This is a genomic window from Rhizobium terrae (assembly GCF_003425685.1).
Lineage (GTDB): Bacteria > Pseudomonadota > Alphaproteobacteria > Rhizobiales > Rhizobiaceae > Neorhizobium > Neorhizobium terrae.
This window is the reverse complement of sequence record NZ_QJKM01000001.1, coordinates 442,403-465,575: the sequence shown is the minus strand read 5'-3', so window position 1 is coordinate 465,575 and position 23,173 is coordinate 442,403. Positions and strand designations below refer to the sequence as shown.

23 protein-coding genes are annotated in these 23,173 nt (G+C 62.2%); 10 read left to right on the top strand and 13 right to left on the bottom strand.

From position 1 onward, the window contains the following. Window positions 1–2: 2 nt before the first annotated feature. From DMO26_RS02040 to DMO26_RS01990, 11 genes are all read right to left on the bottom strand, one after another. The gene (locus DMO26_RS02040) at window positions 3–1,229 is read right to left on the bottom strand and encodes a metal-dependent hydrolase family protein (protein WP_117190336.1); all 1,227 of its coding nucleotides are present in this window, start codon (window positions 1,227–1,229) and stop codon (window positions 3–5) included. An 11-nt stretch (window positions 1,230–1,240) separates the two neighbouring features. Then, window positions 1,241–1,729, bottom strand: coding sequence for a GAF domain-containing protein (locus DMO26_RS02035; RefSeq protein WP_319025386.1), 489 nt, complete (start codon window positions 1,727–1,729; stop codon window positions 1,241–1,243). An 8-nt stretch (window positions 1,730–1,737) separates the two neighbouring features. Further along, entirely contained in the window at window positions 1,738–2,727 is a 990-nt protein-coding gene (locus DMO26_RS02030; RefSeq protein WP_117190335.1) for an ABC transporter ATP-binding protein, read from the bottom strand. Then, on the bottom strand, window positions 2,720–3,730 hold the full coding sequence (locus DMO26_RS02025) for an ABC transporter ATP-binding protein (protein ID WP_117190334.1): 1,011 nt from the start codon (window positions 3,728–3,730) through the stop codon (window positions 2,720–2,722). The genes DMO26_RS02030 and DMO26_RS02025 overlap by 8 nt, the downstream gene beginning before the upstream one ends. A 44-nt stretch (window positions 3,731–3,774) precedes the next feature. Continuing rightward, window positions 3,775–4,719 carry a succinylglutamate desuccinylase/aspartoacylase family protein gene (locus tag DMO26_RS02020; RefSeq protein ID WP_117190333.1) on the bottom strand — a complete coding sequence of 315 codons (945 nt, stop codon included), beginning with the start codon at window positions 4,717–4,719 and terminating at the stop codon, window positions 3,775–3,777. A 49-nt stretch (window positions 4,720–4,768) separates the two neighbouring features. Then, window positions 4,769–5,614, bottom strand: coding sequence for an ABC transporter permease (locus DMO26_RS02015; protein WP_117190332.1), 846 nt, complete (start codon window positions 5,612–5,614; stop codon window positions 4,769–4,771). A gap of 5 nt (window positions 5,615–5,619) precedes the next feature. Continuing rightward, window positions 5,620–6,600, bottom strand: a complete 981-nt coding sequence (locus tag DMO26_RS02010; protein ID WP_117190331.1) for an ABC transporter permease — start codon at window positions 6,598–6,600, stop codon at window positions 5,620–5,622. Window positions 6,601–6,634: 34 nt separating this feature from the next. Further along, on the bottom strand, window positions 6,635–7,807 hold the full coding sequence (locus DMO26_RS02005) for a M24 family metallopeptidase (protein ID WP_117190330.1): 1,173 nt from the start codon (window positions 7,805–7,807) through the stop codon (window positions 6,635–6,637). A gap of 10 nt (window positions 7,808–7,817) precedes the next feature. Continuing rightward, window positions 7,818–8,993 (bottom strand): M24 family metallopeptidase, encoded by a 1,176-nt coding sequence (locus DMO26_RS02000; RefSeq protein ID WP_117190329.1) that lies wholly within the window; start codon window positions 8,991–8,993, stop codon window positions 7,818–7,820. A gap of 89 nt (window positions 8,994–9,082) precedes the next feature. Further along, window positions 9,083–10,618 carry an ABC transporter substrate-binding protein gene (locus tag DMO26_RS01995; RefSeq protein WP_117190328.1) on the bottom strand — a complete coding sequence of 512 codons (1,536 nt, stop codon included), beginning with the start codon at window positions 10,616–10,618 and terminating at the stop codon, window positions 9,083–9,085. Window positions 10,619–10,662: 44 nt separating this feature from the next. After that, a complete protein-coding gene (locus tag DMO26_RS01990) occupies window positions 10,663–11,700 on the bottom strand; it encodes a GntR family transcriptional regulator (protein ID WP_117190327.1) in 1,038 nt (345 codons plus the stop codon). Between the two features lie 181 nt (window positions 11,701–11,881). On the opposite strand from DMO26_RS01990, the gene DMO26_RS01985 reads away from it, so the two are divergent. Continuing rightward, a complete protein-coding gene (locus DMO26_RS01985; RefSeq protein ID WP_117190326.1) occupies window positions 11,882–12,856 on the top strand; it encodes an aldo/keto reductase in 975 nt (324 codons plus the stop codon). 31 nt (window positions 12,857–12,887) lie between these two features. Here DMO26_RS01985 and DMO26_RS34280 read toward each other — a convergent pair whose 3' ends face one another. After that, window positions 12,888–13,223 (bottom strand): hypothetical protein, encoded by a 336-nt coding sequence (locus DMO26_RS34280; protein ID WP_226951175.1) that lies wholly within the window; start codon window positions 13,221–13,223, stop codon window positions 12,888–12,890. Here DMO26_RS34280 and DMO26_RS01980 point away from each other — a divergent pair. The 9 genes from DMO26_RS01980 to DMO26_RS01940 all read left to right on the top strand — a co-directional run bounded on the left by DMO26_RS01980 (window position 13,156) and on the right by DMO26_RS01940 (window position 21,544). After that, the gene (locus DMO26_RS01980) at window positions 13,156–13,839 is read left to right on the top strand and encodes an IclR family transcriptional regulator (protein ID WP_226951155.1); all 684 of its coding nucleotides are present in this window, start codon (window positions 13,156–13,158) and stop codon (window positions 13,837–13,839) included. The genes DMO26_RS34280 and DMO26_RS01980 overlap by 68 nt on opposite strands. Before the next feature lie 5 nt (window positions 13,840–13,844). Beyond that, entirely contained in the window at window positions 13,845–15,554 is a 1,710-nt protein-coding gene (locus DMO26_RS01975) for a hypothetical protein (protein ID WP_226951154.1), read from the top strand. Beyond that, window positions 15,551–16,288 carry a hypothetical protein gene (locus DMO26_RS01970; protein WP_117190324.1) on the top strand — a complete coding sequence of 246 codons (738 nt, stop codon included), beginning with the start codon at window positions 15,551–15,553 and terminating at the stop codon, window positions 16,286–16,288. The genes DMO26_RS01975 and DMO26_RS01970 overlap by 4 nt, the downstream gene beginning before the upstream one ends. Then, the gene (locus DMO26_RS01965; RefSeq protein WP_117190323.1) at window positions 16,285–17,256 is read left to right on the top strand and encodes a dipeptidase; all 972 of its coding nucleotides are present in this window, start codon (window positions 16,285–16,287) and stop codon (window positions 17,254–17,256) included. The genes DMO26_RS01970 and DMO26_RS01965 overlap by 4 nt, the downstream gene beginning before the upstream one ends. Window positions 17,257–17,272: 16 nt before the next feature. After that, window positions 17,273–18,313 (top strand): ABC transporter substrate-binding protein, encoded by a 1,041-nt coding sequence (locus tag DMO26_RS01960; RefSeq protein ID WP_117190322.1) that lies wholly within the window; start codon window positions 17,273–17,275, stop codon window positions 18,311–18,313. A 95-nt stretch (window positions 18,314–18,408) separates the two neighbouring features. Next, complete coding sequence (locus DMO26_RS01955) at window positions 18,409–19,257, top strand: ABC transporter permease (protein WP_117190321.1); 849 nt, start codon at window positions 18,409–18,411, stop codon at window positions 19,255–19,257. A 6-nt stretch (window positions 19,258–19,263) separates the two neighbouring features. Then, window positions 19,264–20,067, top strand: a complete 804-nt coding sequence (locus tag DMO26_RS01950; protein WP_117190320.1) for an ABC transporter permease — start codon at window positions 19,264–19,266, stop codon at window positions 20,065–20,067. Window positions 20,068–20,083: 16 nt separating this feature from the next. Continuing rightward, window positions 20,084–21,148 carry an ABC transporter ATP-binding protein gene (locus tag DMO26_RS01945; protein WP_117190319.1) on the top strand — a complete coding sequence of 355 codons (1,065 nt, stop codon included), beginning with the start codon at window positions 20,084–20,086 and terminating at the stop codon, window positions 21,146–21,148. Window positions 21,149–21,163: 15 nt separating this feature from the next. Next, window positions 21,164–21,544 (top strand): RidA family protein, encoded by a 381-nt coding sequence (locus DMO26_RS01940; protein ID WP_117190318.1) that lies wholly within the window; start codon window positions 21,164–21,166, stop codon window positions 21,542–21,544. Window positions 21,545–21,594: 50 nt separating this feature from the next. On the opposite strand, the gene DMO26_RS01935 is transcribed toward DMO26_RS01940, so the two are convergent. Beyond that, a complete protein-coding gene (locus DMO26_RS01935) occupies window positions 21,595–23,148 on the bottom strand; it encodes an acetolactate synthase large subunit (RefSeq protein WP_117190317.1) in 1,554 nt (517 codons plus the stop codon). Between the last annotated feature and the right edge of the window lie 25 nt (window positions 23,149–23,173).

Sequence of the window (23,173 nt, the reverse complement as noted above, 5' to 3'; positions counted from 1 at the left end):
GCCTATGTTCTCTTCGCGAAGTTTCCGCCCTTCATGATCATCGGCAGATGAGCGCCCTGGCGGGTCAGCAGGGACATATCTTTCAAGGGATCGCCGTCGACTACGATGAGATCTGCGAAAGCCCCCGGTGCGATGCAGCCGATCCGTCCTTCCATGCGCAACAGCTTCGCGGCGATATGGGTCGCGGATGCGATCACCTCATGGGCGGGCAGGACACGGGAGCGGATGACGAATTCCTCGGATTGGTGCCGATGCATCTCGCCGAGGAGATCGGTGCCATAAGCCATCGGCAGTCCGGCATCGCGCATGATCGCGAGCGACTCCATGCCGGCGAGCCGCACGGAGTCCACCTTGGCAACAGAGGCGGGCGGCAGGCCGAGCGCCGGTCCTTCGACGCCGAGCTTTTCGTAGGTGACCAGCGTTGGCACCGAGACGCAGCCATTCTCGACAGCGAACTTCGCGGTCCCTGGGGTGATCAGGTTGCAGTGTTCCAGCGAATGGATGCCGCATTCGATCGCCCGGCGGATCGCCTTGTCGGTATAGAGATGGGCGGCGACATAGGTGCCGGCATTGTCCGCCTCCTCGACCGCGGCTACCAACTCTTCTCTGGAAAAGCCCAGGAAATGGATCGGGTCGGTCGGTGAGGCGATGCCGCCATTGGCCATGACCTTGACGAAATGCGCGCCGGATTTCAGCTCTTCGCGGGCCGCCTTGCGGATCTCCGGCACGCCGTCGCAGATACGCCCGAGATTGCCGAGTGTATGGCCGGTCTTCGGCGTCGGGGTATCGTCATAGGGGCCGCGATAATCCGTATGGCCACCGGACTGGGAGAGCGCCTTGCCGCATATGTTGAGCCGCGGCGTCGGCCAGGGCGCCTCCTGCGTGGCGGCCAGCAGACCGGAGGTCGCGCCGCCAAGATCGCGCACCGTGGTGAAACCGCGCATCAGCATCTCGCCCATGATCTTGAAGGCGCGCACCGTGACGACCGGATCGGGGAGCCTAGCGTTCTGGCCGAGATTGGCCATGCCGGCGATGACGTGCACATGCGCGTCGATCAGGCCGGGCATCAACACCTTCCCCGCAAGATCGATCCGTTCGGCGGTGGAACTGGTGATGGAAGGCGAGACCTCGCGGATCACCTCACCCTCGACAAGCACGGACATCGGCTCGCTCGCCTCGGGGCTCGTGCCGTCGACGATGCGAGCGTTTTCGAAGAGAATGGCGGCCATTTGTCGATCCCTCAGGCTTTCGTCGTGCTGCCGGCCCGGCGGGCTTCAAGGAAGGCGGGGATTAGCAATGGCGCGAATTTCCTTGCGATCTCGACATGCTTTTCCTCGTAGAAGAACTCCTCGTGAAGCAGGTTGATCGTGCCGATCGTCTCTCCGTCATAGATGACCGGAATGTTGATCGCCGAATTGAGCCCCAGGCTGGCGATCAGCTTGTGGTCGAAGAAGGCCCATTTGATGGCTTCCCGGTCGCGTCCGAGAAACGGCCGTTGCCGTTTCAGCACCAGATCTCCCCAGGGCGTGGCACCCATAGGCTTGCGGCCGAAGACGGGATAGACGTCCGGCATGTTGGAGTAGACGCGTGCCACCTCGTCGCCATCCGTGTAGAGCAGCGTCAACAGCTTATGGCCGACGCGGCCGGCAAGTGCCGCATCCAGCGCATCATAGAAGAAATTCGGTTGGCCTGGTTCTGCGAGAAGCTCGATCAGGTCTTCGATCATCATGGCCTCCTCTATCGGTTGTGGCAGGCGACGGATTGGCCGTCCGCCTTCTGTTCAAGCACGGGTTCGATCTGGCGGCAGATATCGGTCGCGAGCGGGCAGCGGGTGTGGAAGGCGCAGCCGGACGGTTTTCGCGTGGCGCTCGGGATGTCGTCGCTGACGGCACTGAAACTGTGCCGCTTGCGCGGATCATGCGCCGGCGCTGAGTGGAGCAGCAGTTCCGAATAGGGATGCAAAGGCTTCGAAAAGATTGCCTTCTTCGATCCCGTCTCGACGATCTTGCCGAGATACATGACCGCGACCCGGTGCGAGACGTGCTCCACCACGCCGAGGTCATGCGAAATGAAGAGATAGGAGAGGCCGAGCTGCTTCTGCAGATCTGCGAGAAGGTTGAGGATCTGCGCCTGCACGGAAACGTCGAGCGCCGAGACGGGTTCGTCGCAGACGATGATGTCCGGCTTGAGGGCGAGTGCCCGGGCAATGCCGATCCGCTGGCGCTGGCCGCCGGAGAACTGGTGCGGGAAATTGTCGGCTTGGTCCGGCCTCAGGCCCACCAGCGACATGAGCTTCGCAACTTCCGCCCGCCGCTCCGCCGCCGTGCCGAGGCCGTGGATATCAAGCGGCGCCCGGATGATGTCGCGCACCTTCTGACGCGGATTGAGAGAGGAAAAGGGGTCCTGGAAGATAATCTGCATGCGGCGGCGGTAAGATCGCGGAACGCTGCGCATCTGCGTCACGTCCTCGGAACCCCGCATGCCGATGCGCCCACCAGTCGTCTTTACAAGTCCCATCAGCGCCAACCCCGTCGTCGATTTGCCGCAGCCGCTTTCGCCGACCAGGCCGAGCGTCTCGCCGGCGTCGATCGAAAAGGAAACTCCGTCGACCGCCTTCACCTCGCCGACCTGCCGCTGGAAGACACCGGAACGGATGGCGAAATGCACCTTGAGATTTTCGACGGAAAGGAGAGGAGACGCAGTGTTTGGCGCCGCGATGTCAGACATTGTCATGCTCCCAGCAGGCGGCGAAATGGCCGGGCGTCTTTTCGATGAAGGGCGGGCGTTCCGTGAGGCAGCGGGCCGAAGCACCGGGACAGCGGGGTGCAAAGGCGCAACCCTTTGGCAGATCCCAGAGCGGCGGCACGGTGCCCGGAATATCGGTCAGCCGCTCTGGCGCGGCTTCCGCTTCGCCCCGAAGGGAAGCAGCATGGGGTACGGCGCCCATCAGGCCGATCGTATAGGGATGAAGCGGGTTGTCAAAGAGCTCGTAGACGCTGCATTCCTCGACGCGCCGACCGGCATACATGACGATCACCCGATCGGCGATTTCCGCAACGACGCCGAGGTCGTGGGTAATCAGAATCTGCGCCGTGCCGAGCCGCTTCTGCAGGTCCGAGATCAGGCCGAGGATCTGCGCCTGGACGGTGACGTCAAGGGCGGTCGTCGGCTCGTCGGCGATGATGATCTTAGGTTCGCAGGCAAGCGCCAGCGCGATCATCGCCCGCTGCCGCATGCCGCCGGAGAGCTCGTGCGGATATTGACGCGCCCGCCGCTCAGGATCCGGCATCTGCACCAGTTCCAGGCATCTCACGGCCCGCGCAAAGGCTTCCCGCCTGCCGAGCCTGCGGTGCTGTCGGACGGATTCGGCGATCTGTTCGCCGATCGTCAGGACGGGGTTCAGCGCCGTCAGCGGCTCCTGAAAGATCATGGCGATCTTGTCGCCGCGCAGATCCTCGACCTGGCGCTGACCCATGGCGAGAAAATCCTCGCCCTGGATCCTGATCGAACCGGACGCGACGCGGGCACTGTCGGGCAATAGGCGCAGCAGCGAAAGTGCGGTCATCGACTTGCCGCAGCCGCTTTCGCCGACGATGCAGACCGTCTCGCCGGGGCGGACCAAAAGGTTCATATCGGAAACGACGGGAAAGGCCCCATTCTCTCCAAGGATTTCGACATTCAGGTCGCTTACGGCGAGCGCCGGCTGCACGTTTTGCTCGACATTCTGCATGGCCCGATCTTCCATCCATTCGACCCGTGACGGGCGACCGACGATCAGTCGGTTGCGCCTTCCATGTTCCCGACCATGTAGCCGTAGTCACCCGACTCCACGAGGTTGCGGGAGAGGTGCTGCATGATCATGATACCGTTCTCGAAGGGCGTCGGGATTTCTTCCAATACGGAGAAATCGTAGGGGCTGACGACGCGGCCGAGAAGCTCGCCCTTCTTGATCAGTTCGCCGTTGTCCGGCGCGCAGCGCTCCAGCCAACCGGCCTGGGTGGGGCGGATGCCGGCGATTTCGTTGACAACCACCTGCTTCGGGTTCGGCTTGACGTCGCCGGAGATCGCACCGAGATGCCGTAGCATGTTGAGAAGGCCGGCGACCGTGCGGTCGACATAAGGGGTCTGGTCGACGATGCCGCCGCCGAGCTCCACGACGACCACCGGAATGCCGCGCTTGTCGAGAGTGACCGACTTGGTCGTGCCGGAGAACACCGTGCCGTCCTTGCCTTGGGCCGGGCGGTAGAGAACCTTGGAGCCGAAGGCGCGCGACAGCGGCTCGTCGTTCCAGATGTAGACGTAGTCCACGGTCGGCCGGTCGGTGCCGGAATGCAGGTCGAGATGCACGTCGACCTTGTCGAGGAATTCAGCAGCGATCGCATAGGCCAGTTGCTGGGTATAATTGCCCTTCGGATTGCCGGGGAATTCGCGGTTGAGGTTCAGTTCGTCGATCGGCGTGAAGCGGTGGTTGACGGCAAACGCACGCGGGTTGGCGACCGGCAGGAGCAGGATGCGGCCCTTGAGCGGCAGGTCCTTGAGGATACGAAAGAGATCGACGATCGCCTGCGACCCAGCATTTTCGTTGCCGTGGATCGAGCCGGAGATGCCGATGGTCGGACCGTCCGTCTCGCCCACGAGTTCGTGCATGAACAATACGGCATCGCTGCCGTCCGCGTGGGTGGTGAATTTGGGGCGGAGCTTGTTGATCGACTTGACCATTGACGTTTCCTTTCAGTGTCGTTGTCGTCTTGATGCGTAGAAATCTTGCCTATTTCTTCTTGCCCGCAGAGCGGGAGAGATGGCGGGGGTCGAGCGCGTCGCGCAGGCCATCGCCAAGCAGGTTGAAGCCGAGCACGGTCACCATGATGGTGGCGCCGGCGATGATCGCCAGCCACGGTTCGTCGCGCATGAAGCGGGTGCCGTAGGCAAGGGTCCAGCCCCAGGTGGGCGCCGGCGGCGGCAGGCCGAAGCCGAGGAAGCTGAGCGCCGATTCCGCGATGATCGCGGTGCCGAAGCCGAGCGAGGCAAGCACGATGATCGGTCCCATCGCATTCGGCAGGATTTCCCTGACGAGGATGCGGACCGGATGGGCGCCGAGCGCCCTGGCCGCCTGTACATAGTTCTGTTCGCGCAGCATCAGCGTCGTGGCGCGCACCACACGGGCGTATTCCGTCCAGGCGACGACGATGATGGCTATCGCCACATTGACGATGCCGGGGCCGAGCACCGCGACGATCGCGAGCGCCAGCACGATCGCCGGAAAGCCCAGGAAGATGTCGGTGATCCGCATCAGGATAAGGTCGGTCCAGCCGCCGAAATAGCCTGCGATGAGCCCGACTGCCGTGCCGATGAGGGCGGAGGCGGCAACCGAGATACAGGCGATCGTCAGCGACACGCGTGCGCCGTAGATCAGCCTCGACCAGAGGTCCCGCCCGAAATTGTCGGTACCCAGCCAGTGGGAAAGCGTCGGGCCGGAGAAGCGATTGCGCATGTCCATCTGCTCAACGCCGTGTGTCGAGAGGTAGGGCGCAAAGATGGCGCAGATGACGATCGCCAGCACGATCAGCGTGCCGAGGATGAGCGAGATATTGCGGAAGCGCTTGGGTAATCTCATGAGCTTCAACCCAAACGGATGCGCGGATCGACAGCCGCATAAAGAAGGTCGACGACGAGGTTCACCAAGGCGAAGATGATCGCAAAGGTCAGCACGATACCCTGGATAAGCGGCAGGTCGCGTTGCGAGATCGCCGTGATGGTGAGCTGGCCGAGGCCCGGCCAGGCGAAGATGGTTTCGGTCAGCACCGCGCCGCCGAGCAGCGCGCCGAAACGCAGGCCGATAACGCTCAGCACCGGCAGGAGCGCATTGCGCAGTGCGTGGCGGAGGATGACGCGCCGGCGACGGAGGCCCTTGGCATAGGCGGTGCGGACGAAATCCTCGCGCAGCACTTCGAGCATGGCGGTGCGCACCAGGCGGGAGATGATCGCCGCCGAATTGGCGGCCAGCGCCAGCGCCGGCAGGAGGATGTGGGCAAAACTGTCGAGCAATGCCTGTGGCCGGCCGGTCAGCGCTGCCCAGATAGCTTCCGGGAACGGCGTGCCGCGGCCGATCGCCGGCAGCCAGCCGAGCGTGACGGCAAAGAGAAGCATCAGCAGCAGGCCGAGCCAGTAGACCGGCATCGAAACACCGAGCTGTGCGAACACCATCGAGATCGTATCGACGAGTGTGCCCTGCCGGGTCGCGGCCAGAACGCCGAGCGAAATGCCGACGAGACAGGCAAGTACCAGTGCCACGACAGCGAGTTCGATCGTCGCGCCGAGTCGGCCGGCAATGATTTCCGACACCGCCTGGTTCTGAAAGATCGAGCGGCCCATGTTGCCCTGCAAGAGTTGCAGGAAATAGGAACCGAGACGGATGTACCAGGGATCGTTGAGGCCGAGCGCATCGCGCAGGTTATTGATCGCTTCCGCCGAGGCTTCCTGGCCGAGCAGGACCGAAGCGGGATCGCCGGGGATGAGCAGCAGCAGGCCGAAGGTAACGACGACCATGCCGGCCGCCATCGGAATGAGCAGCAGCAGGCGGCGGGCGACATAGGCTAACATGGGGCGATTCCCCTGATATTTGTCGAAGCGAGGGTCATGACAGTACGATCTCTTCGAAGCGGCGGGGGAATTTGGTCAGGGGGTCGGGGCCGGCTTCGGTGACGAGAACCGTATCGGCAAGGCGGAAGCCGCCAACTTCCGGCACATAGAGCGCCGGTTCGCTCGAACAGATCATGCCCTGCCGGAGAATGGTTTGATCGCCTGCCTCGATCCAGGGCGCTTCATGGAAGGCGACGCCCATGCCGTGGCCCACGCGATGTTTGAGATAAGGCGTCATGCCCTGGTCGCGGATGTAAGTTAGAGCCGTAATATCCGCCGAGGCGCAGGTGCGCCCGGCGACGAGGCCCGACGTGCCGATCCGTTGCGCTTCCTCAGCAATCGCATAGTATTTCTGATGGTCCTTGCTCGGCTCACCCAGCACGAAAGTGCGTTCGCTTTCTGCCGAGCGGCCGCCCACCCGGCAGCCGAGGGAAAGGATGAAGCTCTCGCCCGGCTGGATGCGGCGGTGGGAAATGATGCCGTGCGGATATGCCGAGTTCGGCCCGCCATAAACCAGCCCGCCCGCCAGGGTCGGCACGTTCATGATGTCCTCGTGCTCGCTCTCCATGATGTCGAGCGCGTGGCGCACCACATGCGCCTCCAAAGCGATTTCGCTTGGAAGCGATCTGCCTGCTCGGAAGGCCTCGGTCACGAGATCGACGCCGGACTGCACCATGGCATCCGATATGCGCGCCGCCTCGCGATGCAGCCGCAACTCCTCCGGATATTTCACCTGCCGCATCTTGGTGACGATATCCGTCGGCACGAGGCGATTGTTCGGGAAGAGGCCGGCGAGTTCCGCCGCCCGCCCCACCGAAAGCCCGAAGGAATGGGCGACGTCGCCGTTGATTTCTCCTGCGGCGCGGGCAAGCAGCGAGAAGGCGCGATCGACGCCGGGAAATTCGAAATAGACGAGCGTTTCCGCCGTCACGTCCTGACGGCCGGCATGTTCGCGTTCCAGCTCGGGGATGAGGAGGATGGCATCCGTTGCGGTCAGCGCTAGAGCTACCGGCCGCTCGTTCGGCCGGAAGGAGAAGCCGGTCGTGTAGAGCACGTCATCGGCTGAATCGAGGATTAGAAGGCCGATGCCTCCTTCCTCCATGCGGATGCGAATGTCCCGATGAAGGCGTTGGTAAAAATCCGGTGCGAGACGCTGGCTGAAACCCATCTTTCCGACCTCAGGCGATGATGACGTCTTCGAGTTTACGGGGATAGATCGTCATGCTGTCCGGCCCTTCGGCCGCGATCAGCACAGTGTCGGCGATGCGGTAACCGGCAAAGCCGGGCACGAAGATCGCCGGTTCGCTGGAAGTGATCATGCCGGGTTCCAGGACGGTCTGGTCGCCGCCTTCCACCCATGGTGCTTCGTGGAACATGATGCCCATGCCGTGACCGACGCGGTGCAGCAGGTATTCGCTCATGCCGCTGTCGCGGATATAGGCGAGCGCCAGATTGTCGGCCGAAGCGCAGGTATGGCCGACGATCAGCGCCGCGGTCGCCATGCGCTGCGCTTCATAGGCGACGGAATAATGCTGCTCCTGCACCTTCGACGGTTCGCCGATGAAGAACGTACGCTCGCTTTCCGAGGCGCGTGCGCCGACCCGGCAGCCGAGGGAAAGGATGATGCTTTCGCCGACCTTCACGGGGTTACCGGTCGGCATGCCATGCGGAAAGGCGGAGCGCGGGCCAGAATAAACGAGCCCGCTCGCCAGCCCCTGCACCAGCATCACATCCTCATGCTCCTCGTGCATGGTTCGCATCGCATGGCGGGAAACGTAGGACTCGATCTCGACCTCGCTCGGCAGCGTGCCGCCCTTGCGCATCGCCTCGCGGATCATCTCGACGCCGGCCTCGACCATGCGGTCGGAAAGCCTCGCGGCTTCGCGATGCAGCGCGATTTCCTCGGGATGCTTTCTAAGCCGCATCTGTTGTACGATATTGCTCGGGATCACCCGTTCGGCATTCGGAAAGGCAGCTTCGATCGGCTTTACCCGGGAAAGCGAGATCGCGTGGCCATAGGCGACCGTTCCCTTGAAACCGGCGAACTTGCGGCCGAGCACGGCGTTCCACGGATCGATGCCGGGAAATTCGAAATAGACGATCGGTGCGGCGGCAATGTGCTGATGTGCCGCGTGGGTGCGCTCGAGTTCGGGAAGCAGCAGGAAGGCGTCCGTCGCGGTAATTGCGAAGACAACCGGCCGCTCCGTCGTATAGTGCGAGAAGCCGGTCGTATAGATGACGTCGTCATTGGAATCGAGCAGCAGCAGATCGATGCCGGCCGCCTCCATCCGCTTGCGGATCTCGGCCTGAATTTTCGCATAGAAGTCTGCGCCGAGACGCTGGGAGAAAGCCATCGGATCACCTTGGATGCAATTTTGATCGTCGGGCGCGGACCGGCTCCGGTACTGGGTTGACCGGTCCGCAATCACTCTTCAGCCGGGCCTCAGTCCTTGAGGCCGATCAGGCCGCGCATGTTGCCGCGCGAGGTCGCCTGCACTTCGAAGGGGAGCTTCTTCGAATAGAAGAGCTGGTAGCCCTGATAGGAGACGATGTAATACGGCAGCTCGCTGGCCAAAATCTTCGCCGCCTTTTGGTATGCTGTGGTGCGGTCGGCCTGGGTGGTGGCCGAACGGCCCTGCTTCAGAAGATCGTCGAGTGCCGGGTTGGAGTAGCCGCCCCAGTTGGTCGAGCCGCCGGTCGTGAGCTGCGCATAGAGCAGGCGGTCCGGATCGACGATGTTCAGCCAGCCGAGCAGCGCGATCTGGTGCTGGCTCTTCTGCACGTAGTTGGTGGAGAAGGACGGCCAGTCGCTGATCTGGGTCTTGGCGTCGACACCGGCAGCCTGGAAGTTTGCCTGCATGAACTCCACCGTCTGGACGCGGTTGCTGTCTTCGCTATGAGTGGACAGTACGACGCTCAAGGGTTTGCCGCCCTTGTCGAGAACGCCGTCGCCGTTTGTGTCGGCCCAGCCCTCCTCCTTGAAGAGCTTCTTGGCGCCTTCGATGTCGAAGCCCGGCTGCCTGATATCCTTGGAATAGGCCCAGGAGGACGGCAGGATGATTGAGGAAGCCACTGCGTCGACGCCCTGGTAGATGTCGTTGACGATGGTTTTCTGGTCGATCAGCATCGAAAATGCCCGGCGCATCTTCGGGCTGGCAAGCAGCGGATCCTTGGTATTGAAGTTGAGATAGGTGACGCCGAGGCCGGGCTGGACGACGGCGCCGAAACGCTTGTCGGCTTCCAGGCGCTTGATGTCCTGCGGCGTGAGCGGCGACTGGATGACGTCGAGGTCGCCCGCTTCGAAAGCCTGGGCGCGGGCCGATCCATCGCCGATGATCTTCAGGACGACCTTGTCGGCCTTCGGCTTGTCGCCCCAGTAGTTCGGATTGGGCACGAGCTCGATGGCGCTGCCGCGCGTCCAGGACGAGAACTTCATCGGGCCGGCGCCGACCGGCTTCAGCGCGATGTCGGTGCCGCCTTCGGCCAGCGCCTTGGGGATGATGCCGATGTCGAGATAGCTCAGGAGGGGAGCGTAGGGCGCCGACAGCGTGAATTTCACCGTCTGAGGATCGACCGCTTCCACTGCCGAGATGGGCGTGTAGAGCGCCCGCATCGGTGCATTGAAATCCTTGTTGAGGATAGTGGTGAAGGTGAAGACCACATCGGCCGCCGTCAGCGGGCTGCCATCGGAGAACTTCAGGTTCGGACGGAGCTTGAAGATCCAGGTGGTCGGGTTCGGCGTTTCCCAGCTTTCGGCAAGATCAGGCTTGGCTTCCAGGCTCGGCGTGATGTGCACCAGGCCGGAATAGATGAGATCCGCGACGCGATATGCCGTGGTATCGCGGGCGAGACGCGGGTCGAGCGTGCCGGCGTCTACGTCGGTGCCGATGGTGACGCTGGCGGCTTGTGCATTGGACAGGGTGGTGACGGAAAGCCCTGCAAGCAGGAATGCGGCTGTGATCGATAGTGCTTTGCTCATGTCTGTTCCCTTATTGGTTTTTTGCCATTCAAAGCGTTGCGGTATCAGCGGCTATTGGTTCTCCGCGAAACGAGGTCGGAAATCCTGGCCGAAGCTTCGCCATCGGCGATCTTGTTGTGACGCAGTTCGGCGAGTGCCGGTGCGAGGAGATTTTCGAGCACGCCTGGGTCCGGCGAATGCCGGTATTCGAAACATCGCTTGTTGGGACCGGCGAGGTCGGCGACGTGATCGGCGCCCGAGGCGTAGATGACCACGTCGCAGCGCGCGATGATATCGGCAAGGTCCTCCGCATAGGACCAGGCGACCGTGATATCGGAAACATGCGGCGCGAACTCGCGCACGCTGGGGCGCATGATGGCGATATAATCCTTGAGCTGCGTGACCGCCGCGACGCGGGTACGCGGGTCGAGCAGGGCGAGCGCCTGGCGGGTGCGTTCGGACGGAATGAAGCGTATCGACAGGATATTGGCTTCCGGCACGAGGCTACGCATCTCCACTTCGCGATGCACGAAGGTGAGCACGAGGTCCGCGTTGCTGCACTGGGCGCGGGCTTCCTCGCTCTGCCGAATCTGGTCGAAGGTCACCAGCGAGATCACGTCGTTTGCGGCAAGCGTGGGGCGGATCTGCTCGATATAATCGCGCGCCGGCGCCTCGAAGATTCCGACGAAAACGATGTTCAGATGCGCCCGCGGTTTCCTCAATCTGGCCTGGGCCTGCACCATGGACGCAAGAGTGACCGGTGAGATGCCGAGCCCTTCGGCCTTTTCCAGCAGGCTGTCGATATCCGCGCCGAGCAGGTTTGCCGGAGCCACGCGTCCGACGGGTCGGTTCGGCTCATAGACGGTGAAGGCGCCGAGACCGGCCCGGATCTCCACCAGCCCTTCGGCTCGGAGCTGCTTATAGACTTCGGCCACCGTCATCGGCGCGATGTCGAGTTCGGCGGCGAGCTGGCGCACCGACTGCAACTTCACGCCCTTCGGCATGTCGCCAAACGACAGCATGTAGGCCAGAAGCCCGTAGAGCTGCTTGCCCACCGGAACCGGAAGGGAGCGGTCGATGCTGGAGGAGTCGATGGTGAACATCTGTGTATCACTCGTTTGATACACCAACCCTAGCATGGGATATGGCAATGACAATCCCCTTCCGCGAAAAATGCATATTTTGACAGCAAGGCGATTGAATGCCCTTAAAGTTTCCAATTATATAGCGTCACTGGTAGAGGTGCGGCAGACGCTCGGTGTCTTGGAAGTGCGAGGTGTATCAATGGATTATGTCAACCTTGGCAGCACTGGTCTGAAAGTCTCCCGCCTTGCACTCGGTTGCATGACCTTCGGATCGAGTGATTGGGCGCCCTGGGTGCTCGGCGAACAGGAAAGCGCCAAGATCCTGCGTCAAGCCGTCGACTTGGGGATCAATTTCTTCGATACGGCGGATATGTACTCGCTTGGGAAGAGCGAGGAGGTCGTCGGCAAGGTGCTGTTTGACCTCGTGCCACGTCACAAGCTGGTGATCGCTACCAAGCTTTTTCACCCGATGAGCGGCGATGTGAATGACCGCAGCCTGTCGCGCAAGCATGTCTTCGATGCGGTGGACGGCAGTTTGAAGCGTCTCGGCGCAGACTATATCGACCTCTATCAGCTTCACCGCTTCGACTACGGAACACCGCTGGAGGAAACGCTGGATGCGCTGAACGATGTGGTGCGCGCCGGCAAGGTTCGTTATCTCGGGGCTTCGTCCATGCATGCATGGCAGTTCATGAAGGCGATCGGGCTGCAGCGGCAGCGTGGCTGGGCGCAGTTCGTCTCCATGCAGCCGCACTACAACCTGATCTATCGGGAGGAGGAGCGCGAGATGCTGCCGCTTTGCCTCAGCGAAGGCATCGGCGTGGTGCCGTGGAGCCCGCTCGCGCGCGGGCGGCTGGCCGGACGGGCGGATGGCGATACCACCCGGGGCCAGACGGACAATACCGCCCGTGCGCTTTACGACCGGTCGAAAGCTGCGGACGATGCGGTCATCGCGGCGCTGAAGGCGGTGGCGGAACGACATGGCAGGCCGATGGCGCAAATTGCTTATGCCTGGGTTGCTGGCCGCCCGGTCGTCACGGCGCCAATCGTCGGGATTTCGAAGCCGTCTCAATTCGAGGATGCGATCAAGGCGCTGGAGATTGAGCTGACTGCCGAAGACCTCGAAGACCTCGAGCGGAATTACCTGCCTAAGCCGATTGCCGGCCATGTATAGGTAAGGCCGGCACGCAAGCACCGATCGTGCGTTACCCGCTTGAAATGATCCGGTATCGCATCGGATCTCGCCACGGCCAGGCATGACCGTGGAGCAAGAGCGACCGATCTCCGTAAAAAAATTTCAAATCATGACAGCCGGTTATCGGCAATGGGCGCGTCTTCCAGGCAAGAGCGCGCTCCGCCCGCTTGACATAAATCAAGCCGCGTATAACCATATACAACATGGATACATCATATTCGAATAGAATACAAGAGGAAAGTGGTGGCGTACGCCCGCTTTCGACGGTGTTGAAGACGATGGCGGTGCTCGACGTGCTGGCATCGAGCGCGCGGGGCATGAAATTGCCTGAGGTCGCGACGGCCATGCAGCTATCCCGGCCCACGGCCTACCAGCGCCTCCTGACGCTGCTCGAGGCGGGCTGGGTCGAGCAGGACCCCGAGATGCGCTATCGGCTCTCGATGCATGCCTGCAGGATCGCGGCGGCCGCGCTGGAACAGGCCGATCTGGGCACGCGGGTACAGCCGGTTCTGGAAATGCTGGTGCATAGGGTGAAGGAGACGGCATCTCTCGCCGTTCTCGATCGAGGCTTGCCCTGCATCGTGTCGCGTGTCGAGTCTGCAAGCGTGCTGCGCGCCGAACAGAAGATCGGCACGACCATGTCGCTTGAGGGGTCCGCATCCGGGAGGATCCTCGCCGCCTTCGCCGATGAACTGACACTTTCCCGCCTCAGGGAAAGCGGCGTGCCGTTGCCCTCCGAAGAGCTGCTGAGCGAAGCGCGGGCGGACGGATATGCGATGTCAAGCGGATATACGCACAGCGGCGTCATCGCGATCGCAGCGCCGATCTTCGATCTCCACGGCAAATGTACGTCCACGATTTCGCTGGTCATGCCGGAAATGCGCTTCGACCTCGAAACATTTCGCGAGCCGCTTCTCGAAGCCGCGCGCACCATCACCAGAATGCAGCAGGGAGAACGTTGACGGTCATGATCGCGACTTCCAGACAGGTAGACGGCCCGCTTCCGCGTTCCGGCCATGAAGTCATGAAGACCTCGCGGCTTGCGGCGATGCAGCCGAGCCGGCTCAGCGGCACGCGCGCCTTTATGAACAAGATGATCCGTGAGCGCTGGGACATTTCCAGTGTCGTGTTCGACGTGGACGCGAATGCCGAGGGCACGGTCGTTTATTCGATCAAGGCGCCCGAGCAGGAATTTTCCTTCATCGGCTTTTCCCGCCCACCGAGCCGGACGGCCCGCACCGGGCGCATCATCGGGCAGGCGTGGGATATGATGGGCGCGTTGATCGAAGGGGCGGCGACCGAGGTGGAGATCGAAACCGCCCGGCGCGAAATTCCCAAACTCTACACCGGTCGCGCCACGGCAACCACGCTGATCTGGTGCCGCTCCAACCGCTCGATGCGCGTCTTCGACCAGACGCTCGAGGCGTTGGCCGAAGGTCGCCAGCCTTCCGTGTCGGACCTTTCCAGGGTCTGTTATCTCATGCGCAACACCGGTCTCGATGGCAACGGCACGTTCGGAACACGTTCCTTCCCGTCTTTGGGTGCTCGTCACGCGCTGGGCGGGATCCTCGAGGCGCAATTGCTGACGGCTTATCTGATGCGGGAATTTTCCTGCGATCTCGTCGAACATCTTGCAATGAAGAGATCGGACAAGGCAGTGCGGCTCGATCCGAGGCTTCGTCGTTATATCGGTGTCGGGAATGGCTCGGCACTGGGGCTGATCTTCTTCATCCACAAGCATCCGCGCCTGATCGACGGGCTTCTCTCGGCGCGTGAGCACGCCATTGCCGCAGCGCGTGGCCTGGAGCTCGACGCTTCCGATGAGCGGATCGCAAAACTGATCGGTCTTGTTCGGCAGGCGATCGTCTTTCGCCGGCAGGACAAGATGGTCTACGAGACCTTCGCATCCAGCGCGGAGATCGCTGCCGATCTCGAAAAGGTCGCGACAGCACTGGAAGAATTCCAGAGGGACGGGACCGTGCTCGGACGCAACGCGGACCGTCCGCTCGACATCCTGGCTTTCGAATTCGAAACCGAACTTGTGCCGGAAGCCTTCGAGACGTTCCTGGCGCTTCTGATCGAGCTTGTTCCGGAAGAGGCGGACCGACTGCTTGCTAAGGTCCATGCCCCCGACGAACTCGTCGTCTCGCCCGCAGAAACCGTGGATAGCCTGCGTGCCCTCGTCGCCGATGAGTATGGCTGGGCGCTCGATACCGATATGTCGGGCGCACAGGCCTATAAATATGTCTGGTACAAGTCGGAAACGGCGGAAGAGCCGCGCCGCGGCGCGCGCGAAGAGGTGCCGGATGCGCTCGATCTCGGCCTTGATGTCTGCGGCGGCATCCAGTCGCTGTTTGCCGATCTCGGCAAGACCGACGCGGCATCGACTGTTGCGCGATTCCTGATCAGGCATCCCGAGCACCGATATATGGTCGCTCGTATCCAGAGCCTGCGGGGACGAAGCTATCACACGCCGCGCGCCAATATCAATGCCGGGGATTTCGTTCCGATAGACCTGGTGCGGCTGATGAATGTCGGCATCCACGGTATCGACAAGACCCGCGACTTCCTGAGCCGCAACCTGCGCGGCGTACTCTACCACGGTGCCCCGACGCCCGACGACCTGCGGGCAGGCTACACCGGCACCTGGTACTATCCCGCGGAACCTGTTCTATGACCTCTTTGCATTCCCAAACGACAATGCGCGTCATGCCTCGCGAGATGCGGCTGATGTCGGAGCGCATCTTTTCGCTGAGCAGCCTGCCCAAGGGCTTCTTTCTCGTCGTCGGGGATTTCCCGATGTATTCGCAGAAGCTCGGTCTTGGCGGTTTTGCTCTGTTCGAACGGCGGTTCGAAAACTTCAAACTCGCCGATCCGGCCCGGATTGCCATCGCTGCCGAGGATGGCAACCGGATCACCCTCGATGCGCATGGCGAGCATGCCTGGTTCGTCCTGCCTGCCGCAATCGATCTGTTTGGTGAACTGGTGGCACGGTTTGGTTCAGCGGAACTGGCCGTCACGGGAGCCGCAGACGCCGAGGAACTCGCGATTGCCGCAAGCCTTGGCGGTCGCAACGGGCTTTCCGTCACGGTTGCCGGAAATATGCTGAAGGCTGTTCCGGCGACTGCCACCGGCGATGTCGGCACGGACGATCCGCTGCTCTGGTCGTTGATCGAGGAAGGCGCCGGGATCGAGGTGGATCTCTGGTGGCGTATCTACCGCCTCGCCAAGCAAGCGCTTGCGACCGACAGCGTCGTCTCGCGCCGCCACGCAGGTCCAATGATCGTCAACGAAGACGGCACAGTCACCGGTCGCAAGGATAATGACGACGATACCGACGTCACCTTCCTGGCGGCGAGAATTTCCGAGCGGGAAAAGGCCCAACCTGAAAAAGAAAGCGCCAGATCATGATCATCGACGGTTTGCAATGCGGGCATTTTGATCGCGCGGCGTTTGAAACGCTGAGGGCTGGAACTGTCGGTGGCGTCGTCAATACCTGCGGTTTCTGGGAAGGCACGGTGGAATCCATGGACTCGATCGGCCGCTGGCGCGATCTGGTACGCGAGAATTCCGACATAGCCGAAATCGCCCTGACTGCCGGCGATATCACCCGCATTTCGGGTGCGGGCAAGCTCGCCGTCATCATGGGCTTCCAGAACAGCAACCTCTTCGAGGGGCGCATCCGCTTCGTCGAGATGTTTGCAGAACTCGGCGTCCGGGTCGTGCAGCTGACCTACAACAACCAGAATGAACTCGGAGGGTCCTGCTACGAAGCCGAGGATTGCGGTCTGGCGCGTTTCGGCAGAGAAATGGTGCGCGAGATGAATGCGGTCGGCATCCTGATCGACTGCAGCCATGTGGGCGACCGCACGACGCTCGACGCGATCAAGGTTTCCGACAAGCCGATCGCAGTCACGCATGCCAATGCGCAGTCGCTGTTCTTCCACAAGCGCAACAAGTCGGACGACGTGATCCGGGCGCTGAAGGACACCGGCGGCGTCATCGGCTGCGCGGCCTATCGCAACATCACCGGCGACGAATTCTGCGCCTCGATCGAGGCCTGGTGCACCATGGTTGCGCGCACGGTCGACATTGCCGGCATCGATTCCGTCGCGATCGGCACCGACAAGAGCCACAATTTCACCGCGCCCGACTATGCCTGGATGCGCAAGGGTCGCTGGACCCGCGGGGAGGATTACGGCGCGAGCGCCGCCGGAAAGCCGATCAAGGCCGCGCCGCCGGAATGGTTCCAGAAGGTCGAGGACATAAGGGTGATCCCGGACGGTCTGCGCGCCGTCGGCTTTTCGGAAGAGGAAGTCGCGAAGATCACCCACAGGAACTGGCTGCGGCTCTACGAGGCCACTTTCAGAAAATCATAAAAGAGGAGAACTGCACATGACCGGAATGAAGACATTTCTCATGCCCGACCGGCGCCGCTTCCTGAAAACCGCCGGCGCTGCCATCACGGCTTCGCTTGCCACGCCCTATGTAGTCCGCGCGCAGGAGAAGATCCTGTACGTAAATACCTGGGGTGGCCCCTGGGAGGCCGCTGCAAAAACCCATTTGATCGATCCTTTCACTGCCGAGACAGGCATCCAGGTAAAGACGGTGTCCCCGGTCTCCTTCGCCAAGCTCGCTCAGCAGGTGAAGACCGGCACCTATGAATTCGACGTCACGACACTCGGCGGCGGCGAACTGGTCCGCGCCAACCAGGCCGGCATTATCGAAGAGCTGAGGGAGCCCTATAAGGGTGGCCTGTTCCAGAACGGCGTGGCCTCGCACGCATTTGCGACCGTCATGGCGTGGCGCACCGACAAATACAAGGAGACGCCGAAGACCTGGGCGGACTTCTGGAACGTAGAGAAGTTTCCGGGCGGACGGTCGCTGCAGCGTTATGCATCGCGTGTCATTCCGATCGCCCTTCTGGCCGATGGCGTAGCGGTCAAGGACCTTTATCCGCTCGACGTCGATCGAGCTTTCAAGTCTCTCGACAGGATCAAGAAGCACGTCCGCGTCTGGTGGACGGCCGGTGCCCAATCGACGCAGGTCCTGCGCGACGGGGAGATCGATATGATCGGCATCTGGCACGGGCGTTATTTCGAAGCCGAGAAGGCCGGTGCGCCCGTCGCCATGACCTGGAACCAGGGCGAGATCGAACGCGCCTACTGGGTTGTCGCCAAGAAGACGCCGAACCTGGAAAACGCCAGGAGATTCGTTGAGTTCGCAACCAGCGCCAAGCCGCTTGCCGATTTCTCCAAGGCTGCGGATTACGGGGCGCTGAATCCGGCTTCCAATGAATTCGTGGCTGCGGCCGACGCCAAGCGCATGCCGACCTCGCCGGATAACTACAAGCTGACCTTCGAGCAGGACATGGTCAATTTCGGCATCGACCCGGCTGAACTCGCCGAACGTTTCGAGGAGTGGGTCGCCAGCTGATCCGCTCTTCTGGATCGGCCGACCTTCTGGCCGGCATCGGGCGAAACAACCGCGCGATGCCGCAACAACCCTGCCTGCCATAAAGGGGAACGGCAATGGGCGTGAGCCTTTCAAAACTGACGGAAAAGACGGACATCTGGCCCTGGCTGCTGCTCGCGCCGCTCGGCGTCTACATGCTCATATTTTTCGTTGTGCCGCTCGCCGACGTGGCGATCATGAGCTTTGTCGAGCCGAAGGTCTCCTTCGCGAACTATCAGAAGGTCCTGACCGGCGCGCTTTACCAGCGCGTTTTCCTCAATACGTTCCTCACCGCCGCTTTCGTGACACTCTGCTGCCTGGCGGTCGGTTATCCGCTCGCCTATCTGATGGCGCATTCGAAGCCGCGCACGGCGATGCTGATCCTGCTGCTCGTCACCATGAGTTTCTGGACGAGCTTCCTGGTGCGTACCTATGCCTGGATGGTGCTGCTCGGCAACAACGGCCCGCTGATCGCCTTCCTGCAGATGATCGGCATCGAGCAGCCGCCGCAGCTTCTGTTCACGCGCTTTTCCTCGACGCTTGCGATGGTGCATATCCTCGCGCCCTACATGATCATGAACATCTATTCGGTCATGAAGAAGATCGATCCGGCGCTGATCCGCTCGGCGGAAAGCCTCGGCGCCAAAGGGTGGTCATTGTTCCGGCACGTCTATCTGCCGCTGACGGCACCGGGCATCGCCAACGGTTCGGTTCTGGTTTTCGTCATCTGCCTCGGTTTTTACGTTACGCCAGTGCTGCTCGGCAGTCCGCGCGAGCAGATGATCGCCGGCCTGATCGGCCATCAGGTCGATGAGTTCCTGGCCTTCGGGCTTGGATCGGCAATGGCCATGGTCCTGCTGGTCATCACGCTCGTCATCCTGACCATCTATCACCGCCGTTTCGGCCTCGACAAACTCTGGGGGTGATCGACCATGAACACGTTCATGCGCTGGACCGGTTTTATCGTCGTGCTGTTCATCGCAGCGCCGCTCGTCATCGTCGTGCCGATGTCGTTTTCGAATGCGAGTTCGCTGCAGTTTCCGCCGCCGGGCTACTGGCTGGGTTACTACCGCGCCTATTTCACCGACATGGATTGGCTGGTCCCCACCTGGAACAGCATTCTCATCGCCACGGCAACCACGGTACTCACCATGCTGCTGGTCGTACCGGCGACCTTCGCATTGGTGCGTCACAAGTTCCGCGGCAAGGGCATTGCCGATGTGATGATGCTGATGCCGCTCGCAGTGCCGCATATCGTCATGGCGGTCGGTTACTATTCCTATTTCGGCGACCTCGGGCTGGTGCACAGCCATTTCGGGGTGATTCTGGCCCATACCTGCCTGTCGGTGCCGATCGCCTTCCTCGTGCTTTCGGCCAATCTCAAGGGCTTCGACCGCAACTTGGAACGAGCTGCCCAAAGCCTTGGTGCAGGCCCGGCGAAGACTTTCATCCACATCACTCTGCCGATCCTCAGGCCGGGCCTGATTATCAGTTCGCTCTTCGCCTTCATCCAGTCCTTCGACGAGACGGTCGTGGCGATCTTCATCTCCGGTCGCGATGCCGAAACCCTGCCGCGCAAGATGTTCGACAGCATTCGCCAGGAGGCTGATCCGGTTATCGCGGTCATCTCGACATTGCTGTTCTTCATCGTGCTGATCGGCATTGCGGCTCCCTATTTCGCCAGCGCGCTCCGCAGCCGCGCCCCCAAGCCGAGCCGGCCGGCCGGCGCACATTGATATCCAGGGATTTCCGATGACGAGCCACCTGCAACTCTCCGACATCACCAAGACCTACGGGCATTTCACCGCGCTCGACAACGTGAGCCTTTCGGTCGACAAGGGGGAGTTCGTCACCTTTCTCGGCCCCAGCGGCTCTGGCAAGACGACGACGCTCATGATCATCGCCGGCTTCGAGAAAGCAAGCGGCGGTAGCGTGAAGGTGGGCGGCCAGTCCATTTCTCAGCTTGCCCCGCACGAGCGCAATATCGGCATCGTCTTCCAGAACTATGCGCTTTTCCCGCACAAGACGGCAGTCGAGAATGTTTATTTCCCGCTGCAGATGCGGGGCGTCGGCCGTGCGCAGGGTCTGAGGCAGGCAGAGGACATGCTGTCGCTCGTGGGCCTGAAGGGTTTTGGCCACCGCCATCCGAAGGAGCTTTCAGGAGGGCAGCAGCAGCGCGTCGCGCTTGCCCGCGCACTGGTCTTCGAACCGTCACTGCTGCTTCTCGACGAGCCGCTCGGGGCGCTCGACAAGAACCTGCGCGAGCAGATGCAGATCGAGATCAAACGAATCCAGCGCAGCCTCGGCGTGACGACCATCTTTGTCACCCACGACCAGTCGGAGGCCATGTCCATGTCCGATCGTATCGTCGTGTTCGAAAAGGGACGGATCGAGCAGGCGGCAGCGCCGCTCGATATCTACCACCGCCCGCAGACCTCCTTCGTCGCCGCTTTCATCGGCGAGAGCAACCTTATTCCGGCGACGATCACCAATGCGGCGGCAAGGACCGCCGAAAACCCGACGCTCGGCGGCCTGGATTATTCCGGCACCGAGGTCCTGTCCAACGGTCAGAAGGTGACGCTGCTGGTCCGTCCCGAACACATCAAGCTGTCACGCAACCCGATCGAAGGCCGCAGGAATGTCCGTATGACGGTCGAAACGATCGTCAACTACGGCGACAACGCACTTGTCATCGGCAGGGCAGGCGACCTGCCGATGCGGGTAAGAGTGCTTGGGGCGGATGTGGTCATCATCAAGGAAGGTGAGGAATGCTGTGTCAGTTGGATGCGGGACTCCGTCTTCGTCATCACCAGATAAACGGGCATCGTCAGTATGACTGCAGATTTCTCGGCGATCATCGAGCATTTTGGCGTGGGAAAACGCGGCAGTCTGGCCGTCGTTCACCAGGGTACCGGCTATTTTGCCTGCACGCCGCAGGCGCCCTATGACGGCTCGCTGGGTGCCGCCGGGCAGACCCGTCAGCTTCTCGCGAAGGCCGAGGCGCGGCTCGCCGAAATCGGCAGCGCGAAGGAAGGCCTGATCTTCTGCGCCATCATGCTGGCGAACATGGACGACTATGCCACGGTGAACGAGGTCTGGGATGAATGGGTGTCCGGCATTGCGCCGCCGGCGCGCGCCTGTTTCGAAGCACGGCTGGCAAGCCCCGACCTGAAGGTCGAGATGATCATGGTTTCGGCCACGAAGAGGGGCTGAGAATGTCCTTTTGATCGAAGTGGCCGTGTCGTCTGACCGGCCATCGACGTTCAGGTAATGACGGCTTCGATGAGGAACGGCCCTTTGCGGCCGAGCGCTCCGGTATAGAGTTTCACGAACTCCTCGACGGTCGTGGCGCGACCGGATTCGACTCCCAGCCCCTTTGCAAGCGAGCACCAGTCAAGCTTCGGCTGGTCGAGATCCAGCATCTTGCGGGCGTTGACGCCATAGGAGTTGACGCCGACATTGGTCATCTCACCCTGCAGGATACGATAGGCGCTGTTGGCAAAGACGATGGTGACGATATCGAGCTGTTCTCGGGCCTGCGTCCAAAGACCCTGGACCGTATACATCCCGCTGCCGTCCGCCTGCAGGGCGACGACCTTGCGATCCGGCGCGCCGACCGCGGCGCCTGCGGCAAGCGGAATGCCGATGCCGATCGAACCCCCGGTAATCGGCAGATGATCGTGCGGATGAAGTCCGGGCGCCAACGCAACATACTGGCCGATCGAGGTCAGGGCTTCGTCAATGACGATCGCATTTTCCGGAAGATGCCGCGCGATCGCAAGGCTGAGGGCATCGGGCGTCAGGGCGCCGCCAAGGACCTGAATATCGTTCTGGCGGAAGGGATTGCGGGCAAAGTCCGCGTTCGGCCTGATCCCCAGCTCGTCGGAAAGAGCTTCCAGGACGGCAGCAAGATCGTGCTCGTGCTCGGCAAGCTGGATGACCTCGCAGGACGGCGGCAGCGTGGTGCTCGGCTTGCCGGGATAGGCGAAGAAGGTAACGGGCCGCGGGCCGCCGATGCAGATCGCCACCTCGAATTCCTTGAGAGCCTCGACCGCCAGATCGATATTGTAGGGAACGGGCCGCACGAGCGGGCGCCCGGCACCGCGGGCGCTTCTGGCGGAGGAGGTGGAAAACACCGCGGCGCCTGTGGCTGCGGCGATCCGGCCGGCGGTTTCGACCGGTTTTTCGCGCAGGGCGCGGCCTGCAAGGATGACGGCGGCGCGCCTGCCGCTCCGCAAGGCGGTCGCGGCGGCCTTCAGCACCTCGGCGTCGACGGCTGGCGGGGCGGGGATGACGACCGGGGCAAGCGCTTCGGGCGAAACCTCGCCCCAGGCCGCATCGGCCGGCAGGATCATCGTCGAGACGCCGCGTCGCGCGATCGATGCGGAAAAACCTTCCTCGGTACAGCGCCGGATATCGGCCGCTCCGGCGGCCCGCCCGACCCAATGCGACATGGGGCGGGCGAGGCTCTCGATGTCGCTCGTCAGCGGCGCATCATATTGCAGGTGATAGGAGGCGTGGTCACCGACGACGTTCAGGATGGGGGTCCGCGCACGGCGGGCATTGTGCAGGTTGGCAAGGCCATTGGCGAGGCCCGGTCCGAGATGCAGAAGCGTGGCGGCCGGCTTGTCCGCCATGCGGGCATAACCGTCCGCCGCTCCGGTTACGACGCCTTCGGAAAGGCCGAGCACGCAACGCATTTGCGACTTGCGGTCGAGCGCCGCGACGAAATGCATTTCCGACGTTCCGGGATTGGCGAAACAGACATCGACGCCATTCACCAGCAGGACGTCGCAGAGCATATCGGCGCCGTTCATGCGCACTCCCTTTCGATTTTGTGGA